This is a genomic window from Pseudomonas trivialis, assembly GCF_001439805.1.
Lineage (GTDB): Bacteria > Pseudomonadota > Gammaproteobacteria > Pseudomonadales > Pseudomonadaceae > Aquipseudomonas > Aquipseudomonas trivialis.
This window is the reverse complement of sequence record NZ_JYLK01000004.1, coordinates 287,019-303,504: the sequence shown is the minus strand read 5'-3', so window position 1 is coordinate 303,504 and position 16,486 is coordinate 287,019. Positions and strand designations below refer to the sequence as shown.

Annotated in this window: 15 protein-coding genes; 6 read left to right on the top strand and 9 right to left on the bottom strand. The window is 62.4% G+C overall.

Annotated features, from left to right (window positions below):
- Window position 1 precedes the first annotated feature (1 nt).
- Together TU79_RS08545 and TU79_RS08540 are read left to right on the top strand one after the other, a co-directional pair.
- Window positions 2-2,311 carry a fimbria/pilus outer membrane usher protein gene (locus tag TU79_RS08545; RefSeq protein WP_057007647.1) on the top strand — a complete coding sequence of 770 codons (2,310 nt, stop codon included), beginning with the start codon at window positions 2-4 and terminating at the stop codon, window positions 2,309-2,311.
- Between the two features lie 70 nt (window positions 2,312-2,381).
- Window positions 2,382-3,362 (top strand): Csu type fimbrial protein, encoded by a 981-nt coding sequence (locus TU79_RS08540; protein ID WP_057007576.1) that lies wholly within the window; start codon window positions 2,382-2,384, stop codon window positions 3,360-3,362.
- Here TU79_RS08540 and TU79_RS08535 read toward each other — a convergent pair.
- The gene (locus TU79_RS08535) at window positions 3,359-4,096 is read right to left on the bottom strand and encodes an anti-sigma factor family protein (RefSeq protein WP_057007575.1); all 738 of its coding nucleotides are present in this window, start codon (window positions 4,094-4,096) and stop codon (window positions 3,359-3,361) included. The genes TU79_RS08540 and TU79_RS08535 overlap by 4 nt on opposite strands.
- Window positions 4,093-4,599, bottom strand: coding sequence for a sigma-70 family RNA polymerase sigma factor (locus TU79_RS08530; RefSeq protein ID WP_057007574.1), 507 nt, complete (start codon window positions 4,597-4,599; stop codon window positions 4,093-4,095). Before TU79_RS08530 ends, TU79_RS08535 begins: the two co-directional genes overlap by 4 nt.
- A 171-nt stretch (window positions 4,600-4,770) precedes the next feature.
- Here TU79_RS08530 and TU79_RS08525 point away from each other — a divergent pair, with 171 nt between their 5' ends.
- Window positions 4,771-5,853, top strand: coding sequence for a catalase family peroxidase (locus TU79_RS08525; RefSeq protein ID WP_057007573.1), 1,083 nt, complete (start codon window positions 4,771-4,773; stop codon window positions 5,851-5,853).
- Window positions 5,850-6,398, top strand: coding sequence for a cytochrome b (locus TU79_RS08520; protein WP_057007572.1), 549 nt, complete (start codon window positions 5,850-5,852; stop codon window positions 6,396-6,398). Before TU79_RS08525 ends, TU79_RS08520 begins: the two co-directional genes overlap by 4 nt.
- A 116-nt stretch (window positions 6,399-6,514) precedes the next feature.
- Here TU79_RS08520 and TU79_RS08515 read toward each other — a convergent pair whose 3' ends face one another.
- Window positions 6,515-7,666: a M14 family metallopeptidase gene (locus TU79_RS08515; RefSeq protein ID WP_057007571.1), complete on the bottom strand. Its 1,152-nt coding sequence runs from the start codon at window positions 7,664-7,666 to the stop codon at window positions 6,515-6,517.
- Between the two features lie 112 nt (window positions 7,667-7,778).
- Here TU79_RS08515 and TU79_RS08510 point away from each other — a divergent pair, with 112 nt between their 5' ends.
- The gene (locus TU79_RS08510) at window positions 7,779-7,976 is read left to right on the top strand and encodes a hypothetical protein (RefSeq protein ID WP_057007570.1); all 198 of its coding nucleotides are present in this window, start codon (window positions 7,779-7,781) and stop codon (window positions 7,974-7,976) included.
- Between the two features lie 152 nt (window positions 7,977-8,128).
- On the opposite strand, the gene TU79_RS08505 is transcribed toward TU79_RS08510, so the two are convergent.
- Complete coding sequence (locus tag TU79_RS08505; RefSeq protein ID WP_057007646.1) at window positions 8,129-8,479, bottom strand: DUF6124 family protein; 351 nt, start codon at window positions 8,477-8,479, stop codon at window positions 8,129-8,131.
- 129 nt (window positions 8,480-8,608) lie between these two features.
- Here TU79_RS08505 and TU79_RS08500 point away from each other — a divergent pair, with 129 nt between their 5' ends.
- On the top strand, window positions 8,609-9,244 hold the full coding sequence (locus TU79_RS08500; RefSeq protein WP_057007569.1) for a LexA family protein: 636 nt from the start codon (window positions 8,609-8,611) through the stop codon (window positions 9,242-9,244).
- Here TU79_RS08500 and TU79_RS08495 read toward each other — a convergent pair.
- From TU79_RS08495 to TU79_RS08475, 5 genes are all read right to left on the bottom strand, one after another.
- A complete protein-coding gene (locus tag TU79_RS08495) occupies window positions 9,241-11,169 on the bottom strand; it encodes an acetyl/propionyl/methylcrotonyl-CoA carboxylase subunit alpha (protein WP_057007568.1) in 1,929 nt (642 codons plus the stop codon). The genes TU79_RS08500 and TU79_RS08495 overlap by 4 nt on opposite strands.
- Window positions 11,166-11,972: a gamma-carboxygeranoyl-CoA hydratase gene (locus TU79_RS08490; protein ID WP_057007567.1), complete on the bottom strand. Its 807-nt coding sequence runs from the start codon at window positions 11,970-11,972 to the stop codon at window positions 11,166-11,168. Before TU79_RS08490 ends, TU79_RS08495 begins: the two co-directional genes overlap by 4 nt.
- A 15-nt stretch (window positions 11,973-11,987) precedes the next feature.
- Window positions 11,988-13,595, bottom strand: a complete 1,608-nt coding sequence (locus tag TU79_RS08485; RefSeq protein ID WP_057007566.1) for a carboxyl transferase domain-containing protein — start codon at window positions 13,593-13,595, stop codon at window positions 11,988-11,990.
- A gap of 11 nt (window positions 13,596-13,606) precedes the next feature.
- Window positions 13,607-14,770: an isovaleryl-CoA dehydrogenase gene (locus TU79_RS08480; RefSeq protein WP_057007565.1), complete on the bottom strand. Its 1,164-nt coding sequence runs from the start codon at window positions 14,768-14,770 to the stop codon at window positions 13,607-13,609.
- 809 nt (window positions 14,771-15,579) lie between these two features.
- The gene (locus TU79_RS08475; protein WP_057007564.1) at window positions 15,580-16,479 is read right to left on the bottom strand and encodes a hydroxymethylglutaryl-CoA lyase; all 900 of its coding nucleotides are present in this window, start codon (window positions 16,477-16,479) and stop codon (window positions 15,580-15,582) included.
- Between the last annotated feature and the right edge of the window lie 7 nt (window positions 16,480-16,486).

Sequence of the window (16,486 nt, the reverse complement as noted above, 5' to 3'; positions counted from 1 at the left end):
GATGGCCGTGGCCAGCGGGCTGTGGGGCGCAGCGGTGGCGGGCGAGTTGCCGCCGCCACCGAGCAGCATGGAGGCTGTCGCCGATGCTCAATTGTTTCTGCAGTTGGTGGTCAACCAGATGGACACCGGGCGCGTGATCGCGGTGGATCAGCGTGCCGGGCAGCTTTTTGTGCCCGCCGGTGCATTGCAGGAGGTGGGCATGACCCTGCCCGGTGACTTCGGCCCCAGCGTGGCCCTGGACACGGTGCCCGGCCTGCACAGCGACTACGACAGCACCGGCCAGCGCCTGCTGCTGGATGTGCCGCCGTCCTGGCTGCAGGAGCAGTTCATCGGCAACCGCAGCACCTACCCGCGCACCCAGGCCATGAGCAGTTTCGGCGCGTTGCTCAACTACGATGTGTATTTCAACGACACCGATGAAGGCGGCAGCTACCTGGCCGCCTGGAACGAGGTGCGGCTGTTCGACACTTGGGGCACCTTGTCCACCACCGGGCAGTTTCGCCAGACCCTGGCCGGCGGCATCAGCGACAGCACACTCAATAACGGTTACCGGCGTTACGACACCACCTGGCGCTTTTCCGATGATGAGCGCTTGCTCACCTACGAGGCGGGCGATGTGATCAGCGGTTCGCTGCCCTGGAGCAGTTCGGTGCGCCTGGGCGGGGTGCAGCTGTCGCGGGACTTCGCGGTGCGCCCGGACCTGGTCACCTATCCCTTGCCGCAGTTTGCCGGGGAGGCGGCGGTGCCGTCGTCGGTTGACCTGTTTATCAACGGCTACAAATCCGAAAGCGCGCTGCTGCAGCCCGGGCCTTACACCCTCACCAACATTCCGTTCATCAATGGCGCCGGCGAAGCCGTGGTGGTCACCACCGATGCGCTGGGCCGGCAGGTGTCGACCACGGTGCCGTTCTACGTCACCAGCACGCTGCTGCAACAGGGCCTGACCGACTTTTCGGTCGCCGCCGGCACCTTGCGTCGCGATTATGCCCTGCGCGATTTCGGCTACGGGTCGGGCGTGACCAGCGGCACCTTTCGCTATGGTTACTCCGACAATGTGACCCTGGAAAGCCATGCCGAAGCGTCCAGCAACCTTACCCTTGGCGGGCTTGGCGGCAACCTGCGCCTGGGCAACTTCGGCGTGCTCAATACCGCCATCAGTCAAAGTCGGTTCGATGGCCGCAGCGGCCAGCAACTGAGCCTGGGTTACCAGTACAACAGCACGCGCTACAGCCTGTCGTACCAACGGGTCGAACGCCGCGACGAGTATGCCGACCTGACCCTGGTCGACACGCCCTACGCCAGTCTTAGCAAACGCAGCGAGCAGGTCACCCTGAGCCTCAATCTGCAACGCTTTGGCAGCCTGGGTGTAGGCTATTTTGATGTGCAGGCGGCGGACGATTCGCGCACGCGCCTGCTTAACCTGAGCTGGAGCAAGCCGCTGTGGCGCAACACCAGTTTTTACCTGTCGGCCAACCGCGAGATCGGCGACCGCAACTGGGCCATGCAGGCGCAGTTGGTGATTCCGTTTGACCTCAATGGCAGCCTGGCGGTGAGTACCGAGCGCAGCAAGGACGGCGCCAGTCGCCAGCGCCTCAATTACAGCAGCGCAGTGCCCAGCGAAGGCGGGGTGGGCTACAACCTCGGGTATGCGCAGGGCGATGGCCCGACCTATCGCCAGGCCGACCTGACCTGGCGCTTGCAGTCGGTGCAGTTGCAGGCCGGCGTGTACGGCAGCAGCGATGCCGAGACGCGTTGGGCGGACGCCAGCGGTTCACTCGTCTGGATGGGGGGCAACGTGTTTGCCGCCAACCGCATCAACGACGCGTTCGTGGTGGTGAGTACCCAGGGGTTCGCCGGGATTCCGGTGCGTTACGAAAACCAGCTGGTCGGCCAGACCGACCGGCATGGGCACCTGCTGGTGCCGTGGAGCAGTGCGTACTACCGCGCCAAATATGAAATCGATCCGCTGAACCTGCCGGCCAATATCCAGAGCCAGAACGTCGAGCAGCGGGTGTCGGTGCGCCGGGGCAGTGGCTACCTGCTGGAGTTTCCATTACGACGGGTGCTCGCCGCGAGCATCACCCTGGTGGACCGTCAGCATCAGGAATTGCCGCTGGGCAGCCTGGTGGTGCATGAACAGAGCAACACCCAGGCGGTAGTGGGCTGGGATGGCCTCGTCTACCTGGAAAACCTCAGCGCGCATAACACGCTCCAAGTCACTCTGGGCGAAGGCCAGAGCTGCCAGGCCACATTCGACATGGACGAGCGACAACAGGACGTGCCGCTGATCGGCCCGTTGGTGTGCCAATGAACGCGCCATTTTCTTTGTTGAGAGAGCTGTTGTGGCGAGCGGGCTTGCCACAGAGACAGGAATGGGGAGTATGCGGGTGAGGAGCAAGGGATGGCTGTTGGGGCTGGGACTGCTGTGTTCGGGCCAGGCGATGGCGGCGTGTTCGGTGGCGGCCAGTGTGCCGGCCAGTTTCGGCTCGATCAGTTCGATGACGGTACGCACGGCTGCGCAGGCCAGTTCCACCACCAGCGCAGGGTTGACGTGCACCTCGGCATTGATTTCGCTGCTGGTGCCGTCGGACCATTTTTACGCCACCATCACCTCGGCCAGCACCGGCATGGTCGGGCCGACCGGTGACGTGATTGGCTACACGATCTATGGCACCAATACCGCGAGCTTTCCGATTGCACGCAACACCCAGTTCGATTTTGGCGGCACGGGGGGCATTGCCCAGCTTATCGGGCTGATCGCAGGGCCTGGCGCGAAAACCGTGCCGCTGTACATGGGCACTATCACCGGCAGCAACGTCGCCGCCGGCCTGTACAGCGAGACATTGAACATTGCCTGGAGTTGGAATTATTGCTCGGGCGTGGGCCTTGGCGGCATCTGCCTGGGCCGCGACATCGGTAACGGCACGGCCACCCTGACCGTCAGCATGACGGTGACCAACGATTGCCAGATCACCGCGCCGAACATCCTCTTTGGCAGTGCGCCGGTGGTCAGCGGTTTCACCGCCGTGACCGGGCAGACCATCAACATCGCCTGTACCAAGGGCAGCGCCTATACCGTCGGGCTCAGCGACGGGCAGAACCCGGTGAGTGTCGGCGGGCGGCGGCGGATGGTTTCCGGCACCAACTACCTGGCCTACGATATTTTCAAAAGTGCCGGTACCACGCGCTGGGGCAGCGTCGGCGCGGCGCGACGAGCCAGTTCGACGGCCGAGGTCAACCCGGGCAATGGGCTGGGCATCGGCAGCCAGGTGTACAACTACAACGCCAGGGTCTACACCGATCAGCCCACGCCGCCGGCCGGCGTCTACGTGGACAACGTGGTGCTCGATGTCGGCTTCTAGAACTTCAGCAGCGGTGTGCCGGGCTGGCCCACCGGGCTGACCATCGCATAGTTGTAGCCGCCACCGGACCAGTACTCGGCCTGCAGACCGTCGGCGCTGCGACTGCCATGGGGCAGGAAGCCGTTTCCGGGGCCGGGCGGGCGAATGTAAAAGCTGATGCGCTGGCCTTGTGGATCCTCGTACAACACCATGGCGGCCGCGCCTTGCTCAGTGGTGAGCAGGCGCCCGCTGACCGGCCTGAAACCCGCCTGGCTCAGGTCGGGCAGGCGATGGGCCTGGTTGAAGTAGCGGTCGAGCCAGGCTTGCATCGTGCCGCTGTCCTGGGCTTTGTAGTCGGCGGGCATGATGCCGTCCTGGGCAAACAGACGGTAGGCCTGCATGGCATCGGTCATTGGCAGCGTCGGCGGATGGGTGGCTTCGCGGGCGTGCCAGCCGCCCAGCCCGCCGAGGCTGACGGAGATCATCAGCACGGCGGCTGTGGCCAGGTGCCGACGCGACCGGTGCCGGATGCGCTGGCGAATCAGTGCCGGGTCCAACTGCGGGTTGGCAGGTGTTTGCAGGGCGCCACTCAACGAGGCGCGCAGCAACTGCGCATCCCGTTGCCAGGCGTGCACCTGGGCCGCCACTTCGGGGTGGCCGGCCAGCCAGGTTTCCATTGCACGGCGATCACTCTCCAGCAGTTGATGATCGACGTAGGCATGTAAATCGCGTTCGCTGGGGGGCAGGCTGATCATTTGAGTATCCGCAGGGAAGGGCTGGCAATTTCGCCATCGCTGAGTTGTCGCAGGGCCTGGCGCGCGCGCGACAGGCGTGACATCACGGTGCCAAGGGGCACCTCGAGTATGTCGGCGACTTCCTTGTAGCTCAGGCCTTCAACCGACACCCACAACAGCAGGGCGCGCTGCTCGGTGTTGAGTTTATCGAAGGCTTGCAGGGTGGATTGGGCCATCACCGTTCGCTCAACCGAGGGCTGCGCATCGTCGCGTCCGGTGAAGAATTCGAGCATGCGCGCGTAGCGTCGGCTGCGACGGTGGGCGTCGAGAAACTGGCGATAGAGAATCGAGAACAGCCAGGCGCGCAGGTCACCTTCGACGCGTTTGTCGGCCCAGCTAATGATCGCTCGCTCGAGTGTCGACTGCACCAGGTCGTCGGCGCTGCTGGCGTTACGGGTCAGGGACACGGCAAAACGCCGCAGCCTGGGAATGAGTTCACGCAGCGGTTCGTCGAGTGCATGCATGGGCGTCTGGCTGTCCACTACGCTTGGACTTGAGAGACGTCCGGCGTTGAAGGTTATTCCCCCCGCGCTGAAAAAATAAATCCAGCGCCGGGGAATAGGGTGGATCGGCATTCGTCTCAATGCTCCGACCTTATGTTTCATCCCTAAGGCCATTGGCCCTGGAGTTCCTTCATGGTAGATCACTCATCACCGCCGCGTCCTCCTTTGAGCACGGCGAGCCTGATCGCACGGCTCGCCGGTATCGGCGCTGTGGTTGCGGTTGTAGCCGGGGCGTTTGCCTACGTCAACGGCACACTCGACCCACAACGCTTGCGTCCCAAGACCCTGGTCAACGCGCTGGAAACCAACAGCGGTGTGCATCCGGGTTTTCGACGCAACCATGCCAAAGGCGTGTGCGTGGCGGGATATTTCGAGAGCAGCGCCGAGGCACGCGCGTACTCCCGCGCGCAGGTGTTCAGCGAGGCGAGGACGCCGGTGATCGGCCGGTTCGCCTTGCCCAGCGGCAACCCCTACGCGCCGGACAGCAGTGTGCCGATCCGCAGTTTTGCCGTGCAGTTCAGCCAGGCCAACGGCCAGCAATGGCGCACGGGCATGAACAGCATGCCGGTGTTCCCGGTGGGCACGCCCGAGGCGTTCTACCAGATGCTCAAGGCCGGTGCGCCCGACCCGGCCACCGGCAAGCCGAACCCGGCGAACATGCCGGCGTTTTTTGCCGCGCACCCTGAGACGGCGGCGTTTCTGGCGTGGGTCAAGACAGCGAAGCCTTCTGCCAGTTATGCCACCGAGTCCTATAACGGCATCAATGCGTTTTATCTGGTGAATGCCGAGGGCAAGCGCCAGGCCGTAAGGTGGGGCGTGGTGCCGCAGCGTCAGGATGCAGCGGGCGATGTCGCACCGTCGGGCAGCGACTTTCTGGAAAAGGACCTGGTGCAGCGCCTGACGGCCGGACCGCTACGGTGGCAACTGAACATGACCCTGGCCAACCCGGGCGATCCGGTGGACGACGCAAGCAAGGCCTGGAGCGGTGAACACAAAGTGCTGAACGCCGGCATGCTGGTGCTGCAAGGCAGCCAGCCGCAGGCGGATGGCGATTGCCGTGATATCAACTTTGATCCGCTGATTTTGCCGAGCGGTATCGAAGCCTCCAGTGACCCCTTGCTGGCCGCGCGCTCGGCGGCTTACGCCAGTTCGTATTTACGCCGCGCCGGTGAAGTCAGCCCGCTGCACAGTGCCCCGCAGGAGTCGACACCATGAGTGCTCAACCGCGTTTTTTTGCTCCGCTGGCGCGCCTGCTGCATTGGGTGATGGCGCTGATGGTCATTGCCATGCTGTTTATCGGTGCGGGGCTTGCGGCATCGGTATCGGAACGGCATGAGTGGCTGCTGCACCTGCACAAGCCGCTGGGCATCGCGATTCTGGCGTTGGTGATTGTGCGGTTGGTGGTGCGCTTTTCTACGCGTCAACCGCCGCTGCCGGCTGATTTGCCGCTGTGGCAGGTGCTGGCGGCCAAGGCGTCTCATCTGCTGCTGTATGGGTTGATGCTGGTGTTGCCATTGCTTGGCTGGGCGATGATTTCAGCGGCCGGGGACCCGGTAATGCTCAGCAGTTCGGTGCAGTTGCCGGCCCTGGTGGCAGCGAATGCGCCGTTGTTTGCGCTGTTGCGCAGGGCCCATGGGTTTTTGGCGTATGTGCTGTTTTTTACCGTGTTGGCGCACCTGGCGGCGGCGCTGTTTCACGGGTGGATTCGGCGCGATGGGGTGTTGCAGAGTATGACTGGGCGCGATGCTGGAACAGATTAAACGCCAACTGCGGGAGGCTCCTGGCGCTGTCGGGCAGCAAACTGGAGCCTCTGTGGCAAGGCCGTTCGCCACAGGCGTGTGGCGGCCTGAAATTTCAGGTGCACCCTGTAAATGGATCAGCGCAGGCTCGTGACGATATCCGCCACGGTACTCAACACATCCTTGCCCAGTTGCCTGGAGCGATCTCCCGACCAGCCGGTTTTGGGGTTGGGAGCATCGTCATTGTCCTTGAACGGCATTTCCAGGGTCAGCGACAGGCAATCGTACTTCTGGCCAACAGCGTTGCAGGCCAGGGTCATGTTGGCCTCGCCCGGCAGGTCGCGGGTGTAGCCGTGGGTGGTCTGGAAGTCGCGGGTCAAGGCGCTGAGGTGGCTGCGAAAGTGTTTTTCCAGCGCCTCTATGCGCGGCGTGTAGCCCGGGTTGCCTTCGCAGCCGGCGGTGAACACATAGGGGATTTCTTCGTCGCCGTGGATATCCAGGAACAGGTCCACGCCGTACTTTTCCATCTGTTGTTGCACGAAGAGCACTTCGGGGCTCATTTCCTGGCTGGCGCTCTGCCAGGCGCGGTTGAGGTCCTGGCCCATGGCGTTGGTGCGCAGGTGGCCGTGGAACGCACCGTCGGGGTTCATGTTGGGCACCAGGTACAGGTCAGCGGCGGCCAGCAGCTTTTTCAGCTCGGTATCGCCGTCGCGCTGCAGGCGTTCGATAACGCCTTCCATGAACCATTGCGCCATGTGCTCGCCCGGGTGTTGCTGCGCAATGATCCACACCTTGAGCCGGCCTTCGCCGCCTTTGCCGCGGCGCAGCAACTGAATATCGCGGCCTTCGATACTCTTGCCGGTGGCCAGCAATTGGGTGCCGGCGTGTTTCAGGGCCTGGTCGATCAGCCAATCGTGGCGCTCACGGCTGTAGGGTTCGAAGTAGGCGAACCAGGCATGTTTCTCATGGGTTTGAAGGCTGATGTGCAGCGTCTCGCCATCAAAGCGCGTGGGCACGCGGAACCAGTTGATGTGGTCGTAAGACGCCACGGCGTTGTAACCGCTCCAGGCATTTTTATACGAGGAATAGCTCGCGTTGCTCAGGCGGAAGGTGTGAGTGTGGCCCACGTGCATGCCTTCGGCCTTGAAGTGGAACCACTGGAAGTGCTGGCTGCGGGTATCGGGTTTGATCGCCAGCAGCAACTGGTAGGCATCGCTGGCATCCAGGACCTGGATGTTGCCGCTGTCGAAGTCGGTGCTGATCTTGATGGAGGTCAAGGCCACGGTCATAGTCTGGTTGCCTGAATATGAGTTGTGGCGGCTATATTACACAGAGGTAGAGCAAAATCTTGATGTGAAATTGTTGCAGGGGAGGGAGCATCATTCTTGATCCGGCAACAGCTTGAAAAACGGTGAGATTGATTCTCAGGCGCTATTTCTCAAAGATCCCATCCAGAGCGGTTGGGCGGCTTTCATTGAGCAATGGTCTTTTGCTACCATGCGCGCCATCAAGCAACACACAGTCTTCATTAGCCTGAAGCCACGCCAGGGACACTGGCAAAAAAAAGACCCGGCCAAAGAGCCGGGTCAAAAACCGTGATTAGCCTGATGAGGAGATATTCCAAGAGTCCGACCTAAGGTCTCTTGGGCTATCGACTGATCTCGCGACCAGCTGAGCCCAATAATAATCATTATCATTTGCAAGTCAAATGTTTTTATCCGAGGGATAGAAATATTTTTGCTTTGCGTCCTCTATGCGTTTGCCTGAGCCTCTGGCTGCTGCAACGATCGCTCCACCATCGCCTTCGCCATATCGATCAGATACACCACTGAAAACGCCAGGTCGCGCTGATTGCCCTGATGATTGCTCGCAGATTCGTAGGCCGTGGCGGCCGCACTGCGCAGCAGGTCGGAAGCGTGCACCAGGGCTTCTTCGTGGCTGATGCCGGGTTTGATATGAAAGAAAGTGTCGTCTGCTCTGGAAATGGACATATTCGTTTTCAAGTAATAGTCCAATGCACGTTGGGCGGCGCCGCTGGTGTGCAGGTCGAGTGCTTCGGCGGTGGCAGGTGTTTCAGTCGGCAGATACGGGCTTGTCGTCATCATGGGCGTTACTCTGATGGGGGGCGAAATCCTTGAATTGATAATAGTACGTATCGTATTTATGTCGTTTCGTGGATTACTACAAACTGTTTATTGCCCTGAAAAATACGCAACGTATTGTCACGCACCATGGATAAATGGATAGCGTTGGTCAGAGCCAACATGAAAGACCGCAAGGTCACCCAGGATGAACTGGCCGAACGCCTGGGCATGTCCCAGGGCGGCGTGGGCCATTGGCTCAACAAACGCCGGGAGCCCAGCCTCGCGGACATGAACCGGGTGCTGGCGGAGCTGGGGCTGGGTTATCTGGAGGTGGCGCTGGAAATTCGTGAGCGGGTTGATGAAGAGCAGCCACTGGAACGCCGCTACAACCCGTATTTCCGCTACCCGGTCAGCGACTGGAACGGGCTCTGTGAAGTGCGCGAAAAACGTGCACCCTACGGCCCCGAGCGCTTTGAACTCACGGACTATCACGCAGGCGGCGAGGCCTTCTGGCTTCCCGTTACCGGCGACGCCATGACCGCCCCCACAGGGCTCAGCGTCAGCGCAGGCATGCTGATCCTGGTTGACCCTTCCATCGACGCCGTTCCCGGCAAGCTGGTCGTTGCGCAATGGGACGACAGCCCCCGGGCCACTTTTCGCCAATTGCAGGAAGAAAGCGGCCAGCTTTATCTGGTGCCGCTCAATCCCACTTACCCGAAGCTGCTGCTCACCGACGATTGCCGCATCCTCGGTGTTGTCGTGCAGGCTACAGCGAAGTTCTAGTTGGCCATTTCCAGCTCCACCAGCGCACTGCCTTCAGCCACCATCTCGCCTTCCAGGCAAAACAGCGCCTTGACCACGCCGGCCTGGGGTGCGCGAATGCTGTGCTCCATTTTCATGGCTTCCAGCACCACCAGTTGCGTGCCGGCTTCGACGTGCTGGCCGATCTCCACCAGTACCCGCACGATGCTGCCGTTCATGGGCGCAGTCAGACCGCCCTGATGGGACAGGCCTGCCTCGACCGCCGCAATCGGATCAAACAGGCTGACCGCCTGCATCTCGCCGTCCCAGCGCAGGTACACGATGCTTTCATCACGCACCGCCAAATGCGCTTGGCGTATGCCCTGGTGGTCGATCAGCAACTGTTGGCCGTGCAGCACATGCGCAGCGTCGGCAGCCAACGTCACTACCCGGTCCTGCCCATTGCAGCTCAAGTGCAGCGAAACCTGCGGCGGCAGTCCCGCGCGAAACCCTCCGGTATCCGCCCATGGCCCTTCACCGCGCGGCATGCTCTGCATGAACGCCGAACCCGCCGCCTGCCAGAACCCATCGCTCAACGTACCCTGCGCCGGCAGCAACTGAGCCTGATAACGCGGAATGAACCCGGTATCGAGTTCGGCCGCCGCAAACGCCGGATGGCCGATGATGCGCCGCAGAAAACCCAGGTTGGTCTTGAGCCCACCCACGGCGAACTCGTCGAGCATGGCCAGCAGACGCAGGCGCGCCTGTTCGCGGTCCTCGCCCCAGGCAATCAGCTTGCCCAGCATCGGATCGTAGAACGGCGAGACCCTGTCACCTTGCTCCACGCCGCTGTCCACGCGACGTCCAGGGCCCGGGTCGCAGTCGCGATACAGCGCCAGGTGCCCGGTGGCAGGCAGAAAATCATGGGTCGGATCTTCGGCATACAGCCGCACCTCGATGGCGTGGCCATTCAACGGCACCTGCGCCTGAGTGATCGGCAGCGTCTCGCCCTGGGCGACACGAATTTGCCAGGCCACCAGGTCAAGGCCGGTAATCGCTTCGGTCACCGGATGCTCCACCTGCAGCCGGGTGTTCATCTCCATGAAGAAAAAATCGCCACGGGCATCCAGCAAAAACTCCACCGTTCCCGCGCCCACATAACCAATCGCCTGCGCCGCGCGCACGGCCGCTTCGCCCATGGCCTTGCGCTGTTCAACACTCAGCCCCGGCGCCGGTGCTTCTTCCACCACCTTTTGATGACGCCGCTGGATCGAGCAATCGCGCTCATTGAGGTACAGGCAGTGGCCGTGCCCATCGGCGAACACTTGGATTTCCACATGGCGCGGCTTGAGCAGGTATTTCTCCACCAGCATCTGCCCGTTGCCGAACGAGGACACTGCCTCACGCTGGGCTGAAGCCAGGGCTTCGGCCAACTGGCTGACGTCTTCGACCACCTTCATGCCCTTGCCGCCGCCGCCGGCAGTCGCTTTCAGCAGCACGGGATAGCCGATGCGCGCGCAGGCGTCGCGAAAGGTGTCCAGGTCCTGGGCCTCGCCGTGATAACCCGGCACCAATGGCACCCCGGCAGCTTCCATCAGCGACTTGGCCGCCGACTTGCTGCCCATGGCGTCGATGGCCGAGGCGGGCGGGCCGAGGAAGAGCAGGCCGGCAGCCTCAATGGCGCGGGCAAAATCTGCGTTTTCCGAGAGAAAGCCATAGCCCGGATGAATCGCCTGGGCACCACTGGCCCTGGCGGCCGCGATGAGCTTGTCGATCTGCAGGTAACTGTCCGTAGCTTTGCTGCCGCCCAGGTCGATGCGTATGTCCGCCTCGCGACTGTGCCGCGCATCGCGGTCGATGGCGCTGTGCACGGCCACGGTGGTCAGCCCCATCGCTTTGGCGGTGCGCATGATCCGGCAGGCAATTTCGCCACGGTTGGCGACCAGCAGGGTGGTAAGTGGTCTCATGGGCGTGGCTCCCGGGACTGCCAGACAGGCGCGCGTTTTTGCAGGAATGCGCGCAAGCCTTCCTGGCCTTCGGGGCTGACGCGAATGCGCGCGATGGCATTTTCGCAATAGCGGCGCAGGGCTGGCGTGAGGGCGCCATTGCCCACTTCCCGCAGCAGCTCCTTGCTGGCGCGCATGGCCGCCGGGCTGTTCTGCAGCAGGTTGGCCACCCACACATCCACGTGTTGATCCAACGTGTCGGTTGGGTAGCTTTCCGCCAGCAAGCCTATCTCCCGCGCACGCTGGCCGCCGAAACGTTCGGCCGTCAGGGCATAGCGACGGGCCGCGCGCTCGCCGATGGCCTGCACCACGAACGGGCTGATCACTGCCGGCGCCAGGCCGATGCGCACTTCCGACAGGCAGAACTGCGCCTCATCGGCACCGATCGCCATGTCGCAGCAACTGATCAAACCCAGCGCACCCCCATAGGCAGCGCCTTGCACCACGGCCAGGGTGGGGATTTTCAGCTTGGCCAGGGTGTACATCAGCTCCGCCAGTTCGCGCGCGTCGTCCAGATTGGTGTGGTAGTCCAGCTCGGCCGACTGCTGCATCCAGGCCAGGTCAGCCCCTGCGCTGAAGTGCCTGCCGCGTCCACGCAGCAACAGAAAACGCAAGGAAGGGTCGCCTTGCACATGGTCCAGGGCGATGATCAATTCGCGGATCATCTGGGCGTTGAACGCGTTGTTCTTGGCTTCACGACTGAGCCACAACGTGGCAAACCCACGGTTGTCGGTGATCAGTTCGAGGGTGTTGAAATCGTTCATGAAGGACAGCTCCATTTACATGCGGAACACGCCAAAGCGGCTCGGCTCGATGGGGGCGTTGAGTGCGGCGGACAGTGCCAGGGCGAGTACCTCGCGGGTCTGCACCGGATCGATGACGCCGTCGTCCCACAGGCGGGCGCTGGAATAATAGGGATGGCCCTGGGTTTCATATTGGTCGAGGATCGGCTGCTTGATCGCGGCTTCATCCTCGGCGCTGAACGCAGTGCCGGCCCGCTCGGCCTGTTCGCGCTTGACCTGTACCAGCACGCCGGCCGCCTGCTCGGCACCCATCACGCCGATGCGCGCGTTGGGCCACATCCATAAAAATCGCGGGTCATAGGCGCGCCCGCACATGCCGTAGTTGCCGGCCCCGAAGCTGCCGCCGATGATCACGGTAAATTTCGGCACCCTGGCGCACGCCACCGCGGTGACCAGTTTGGCGCCGTGCTTGGCGATGCCACCGGCTTCGTACTTTTGGCCGACCATAAAGCCGGTGATGTTCTGCAGAAACAGCAGCGGAATCCCGCGTTGGCAGGCCAGCTCGATAAAGTGCGCGCCTTTTTGCGCGGCCTCGGCGAACAGGATGCCGTTGTTGGCGAGGATCGCAATCGGGTAACCGTGCAAGTGCGCAAAGCCGCAGACCAACGTGGTGCCGAACAGCGCCTTGAATTCATCGAACACCGACCCATCCACCAGCCGCGCGATCACTTCGCGCACATCGAATGGCTGCTTGGCCTCGGCCGGGATCACCCCGTAGAGCTCTTCTGCGCTGTACAGCGGTGCTACCGGCGGGCGCTGGCGCAACTCGCCCAGCTTGCGCCAGTTGAGGTTGGCCACGCTGCGGCGGGCCAGGGCCAGGGCGTGCTCGTCGCTGTCGGCGTAGTGGTCGGCCACGCCGGAGATTTTGCAGTGCACATCGGCGCCGCCCAGGTCCTCGGCGCTGACCACTTCGCCAGTCGCCGCTTTGACCAACGGCGGGCCGGCCAGGAAGATCGTGGCCTGCTGGCGCACCATGATCGCTTCGTCGGCCATGGCCGGCACATACGCGCCGCCGGCGGTGCACGAGCCCATCACCACGGCGATCTGCGGGATGCCCTGGGCGCTCATGTTGGCCTGGTTGAAGAAGATTCGTCCGAAGTGCTCGCGGTCCGGGAACACCTCGTCCTGGCGCGGCAGGTTGGCGCCGCCGGAGTCCACCAGGTAGATGCACGGCAGGCGGTTCTGCTCGGCGATGGTCTGCGCGCGCAGGTGTTTCTTTACCGTCAGCGGGTAATAGGAGCCGCCTTTGACCGTGGCATCGTTGGCGACAATCATGCATTCCACGCCCTCGACGCGGCCAATCCCGGCAATCACGCCGGCGGCCGGCACGTCTTCGCCATACACCTGATGGGCGGCCAGTTGACTGAGTTCGAGGAACGGCGAGCCCGGGTCGAGCAGACGATTGATGCGTTCGCGTGGCAGCAGTTTGCCGCGCGAGGTATGCCGCTCCTGGGCCTTGAGGCCGCCGCCTTGTTGCACCTGAGCGAGGAGGGCAAGCAGGGCGTCGACCTGCTGGCGCATCGCCGCGCTGTTGGCGGCAAATTCCGCCGAGCGGGGGTTGAGCTGGGTGTGCAAGGTGGCCATGGCGCGCTCCTTCAGCGGGTTTCGTTGAACAGTTCGCGACCGATCAACATGCGCCGAATCTCACTGGTGCCCGCGCCGATTTCATACAGCTTGGCATCACGCAGCAGGCGCCCGGCGGGAAATTCGTTGATGTAGCCATTGCCGCCGAGAATCTGGATCGCGTCGAGGGCCATCTGCGTGGCGCGCTCGGCGCTGTAGAGGATCACACCGGCGGCGTCCTTGCGCGTGGTCTCGCCGCGCTCGCACGCCTGGGCCACGGCGTAGAGGTAGGCGCGGCTGGCGTTGAGCTGGGTGTACATGTCGGCGACCTTGCCCTGGATCAACTGGAATTCGCCGATGCTCTGGCCGAACTGCTTGCGGTCGTGGATGTAGGGCACGATCAGGTCCATGCAGGCCTGCATGATCCCGGTGGGCCCGCCGGCCAGCACCACGCGTTCGTAGTCCAGCCCGCTCATCAGCACTTTCACGCCGCCGTTGAGGATGCCGAGGATGTTGTCTGCGGGCACTTCGACGTCGTCGAAAAACAGCTCGCAGGTGTTGGAGCCGCGCATGCCCAGCTTGTCGAACTTGTGGCTGCGGCTGAAGCCTTTCCAGTCGCGCTCGACGATGAATGCGGTGATGCCGTGGGCGCCCCTTTCCAGGTCGGTCTTGGCGTAGATCACGTAGGTGCTGGCATCGGGGCCGTTGGTGATCCAGGTCTTGCTGCCATTGAGCACGTAGCAGTCGCCGCGTTTGTCGGCGCGCAATTTCATCGAGACCACATCGGAGCCGGCGTTGGGCTCGCTCATGGCGAGGGCACCGATGTGCTCGCCGCTGATCAGTTTGGGCAGGTACTTGAGCTTCTGTTCATGATTGCCGTTGCGGTTGATCTGGTTGACGCACAGATTGGAGTGCGCGCCGTAGGACAGCGCCACCGAGGCCGAGCCGCGGCTGATCTCTTCCATGCTCACCACATGGGCCAGGTAGCCCAGGCCGGCGCCGCCGTATTCTTCCGCCACGGTGATGCCGAGCAGGCCCATGTCACCGAACTTGCGCCACAGGTCGGCGGGGAACAGGTTGTCGATGTCGATCTGCGCGGCGCGTGGCGCGATTTCCTTGGTCACGAAGGACTGCACTTGGTCGCGCAGCATGTCGATGGTTTCGCCGAGGGCGAAGTTCAGGGACGGGTAACTCATGGACAGGCACCTTACTGTGAGCTTTGTTGTTGTGTGGGACGAGGGCCGGTGAGGGCGCTGACCTTTACGTTAACGTAAGCTTGCGTTACGGCGCTGTCAATCGTAGTTTACGTTTACGTCAACCTACAAAATTGCTCATGAACAATTGCGGCAGCGCCAGGCACTTCAAGTTCGTGGATGAGTTTCCGATGACGGTGACGGGCAAGGTGCAGAAATTCCGCAAGCACGAGATCTCGCTTCAAGAGCTGCGAACGCAGGCCTGACAGCCACGCAAAATCCCTCGTGGGAGCAGGCTTGTTGTGGCAAGCCCGCTCGCCACAGGTTTTTCTGTTTGCTGTGCGGCAGCGCAAAGTGGAGCCTCGAACCTTTACGGGCAGAAACGACAAAAGGGACCCGAAGGTCCCTTTTAATGTGTCGTTGCGTGCTCTTTTTTTATTATTGAGGGGCGGCCTGTTGTTGTTTTTGGCAGCCGTGGCCCTTTACCGCTGTTTTGGGTGACCCCCATCCGGGGTCAAGAGCAAACGTATTTTTTTGAGCGCTGAAGTGCTTCCAAAAAAATCTGTTAGCTGCGTCTCTGCCGTGTTGTTTTTGTTATGTCAGAGTCGTTACGTCTTGTTTTTATTAGGCTTGGTGCTTTTTATTCTTGTTATGCAATAGAGATAGCAGGAGCCATGCCAACTTTTAAAATTCTTTTAAAATCAATGACTTGTTTTTTAAGCTACCATTGCCCTCGCACAAGGACGGTCAATTATGTTCCCGCGTTACCCGCTATGTCGGCGCCCGGTAACACATTGTCACAGCCTTGCTACTCAACTGGCGTCACGCACCTTCGCCACCCGCGACCCACTGGCGCGCCCCAGCACCTGGCTGATCTGCCGGCCTGCGTCAATCAAGCGCGAGAGGTCGATTCCGGTGTGGATGCCCAGCCCCTCGAGCAGGTACACCACGTCCTCGCTGGCGACGTTACCGCTGGCGCCCTTGGCATACGGGCAACCGCCAAGGCCTGCGATAGAACTGTCGAACACCTGGATACCTTCCAGCAAGCTGGCGTAGATATTCGCGATCGCCTGGCCGTAAGTGTCGTGGAAGTGTCCGGCAAGCTTCTCCCTTGGCACCTGGGCGCCAACGACCTCGAACAACCGCCGCGTATCGCCTGCCGTGCCGGTGCCGATGGTGTCCCCCAGGGACACTTCATGGCAGCCCATGGCGTACAGCTCGCGGGCCACCGCAGCGACCTGTTCCGGCGCGACGTTGCCTTCGTAAGGGCATCCCAGCACACAGGACACATAGCCGCGCACGCTGATGCCGTGCTGCCGGGCTGCGCTCATGATGGGCGCAAAGCGCTCCAGGCTTTCGCTGATCGAGCAGTTGATGTTGCGTTGCGAGAACGCCTCGGACGCAGCCGCAAACACCGCGACCTCCTTGACGCCGGCCGCCAGCGCATCTTCAAAGCCGCGCAGGTTGGGGGCCAGCGCGCCGTAGGTCACGCCGGGCTTGCGCCGGATCTGCGCAAACACCTCGGCGGAGCCCGCCATCTGCGGCACCCATTTGGGCGACACAAAGCTGCCCACTTCTATATAGCCCAGCCCGGCGTCGCTCAAGGCGTCCACCAGTCGGACCTTGTCCGCCACGGCGATGGGCAGGGCTTCATTCTGCAAACCGTCGCGCGGGCCGACTTCAACCAGGCGTACGTGGGAGGGGAGGGACATGAGGGTT

Bases quoted from the DNA above. Each gene is read 5' to 3' on its own strand.
- TU79_RS08545 (WP_057007647.1), top strand. From the start codon at position 2: ATGGCCGTGGCCAGCGGGCTGTGGGGCGCAGCGGTGGCGGGCGAGTTG.
- TU79_RS08540 (WP_057007576.1), top strand. From the start codon at position 2,382: ATGCGGGTGAGGAGCAAGGGATGGCTGTTGGGGCTGGGACTGCTGTGT.
- TU79_RS08535 (WP_057007575.1), bottom strand. From the start codon at position 4,096: ATGATCAGCCTGCCCCCCAGCGAACGCGATTTACATGCCTACGTCGAT.
- TU79_RS08530 (WP_057007574.1), bottom strand. From the start codon at position 4,599: ATGCATGCACTCGACGAACCGCTGCGTGAACTCATTCCCAGGCTGCGG.
- TU79_RS08525 (WP_057007573.1), top strand. From the start codon at position 4,771: ATGGTAGATCACTCATCACCGCCGCGTCCTCCTTTGAGCACGGCGAGC.
- TU79_RS08520 (WP_057007572.1), top strand. From the start codon at position 5,850: ATGAGTGCTCAACCGCGTTTTTTTGCTCCGCTGGCGCGCCTGCTGCAT.
- TU79_RS08515 (WP_057007571.1), bottom strand. From the start codon at position 7,666: ATGACCGTGGCCTTGACCTCCATCAAGATCAGCACCGACTTCGACAGC.
- TU79_RS08505 (WP_057007646.1), bottom strand. From the start codon at position 8,479: ATGACGACAAGCCCGTATCTGCCGACTGAAACACCTGCCACCGCCGAA.
- TU79_RS08500 (WP_057007569.1), top strand. From the start codon at position 8,609: ATGGATAAATGGATAGCGTTGGTCAGAGCCAACATGAAAGACCGCAAG.
- TU79_RS08495 (WP_057007568.1), bottom strand. From the start codon at position 11,169: ATGAGACCACTTACCACCCTGCTGGTCGCCAACCGTGGCGAAATTGCC.
- TU79_RS08490 (WP_057007567.1), bottom strand. From the start codon at position 11,972: ATGAACGATTTCAACACCCTCGAACTGATCACCGACAACCGTGGGTTT.
- TU79_RS08485 (WP_057007566.1), bottom strand. From the start codon at position 13,595: ATGGCCACCTTGCACACCCAGCTCAACCCCCGCTCGGCGGAATTTGCC.
- TU79_RS08480 (WP_057007565.1), bottom strand. From the start codon at position 14,770: ATGAGTTACCCGTCCCTGAACTTCGCCCTCGGCGAAACCATCGACATG.
- TU79_RS08475 (WP_057007564.1), bottom strand. From the start codon at position 16,479: ATGTCCCTCCCCTCCCACGTACGCCTGGTTGAAGTCGGCCCGCGCGAC.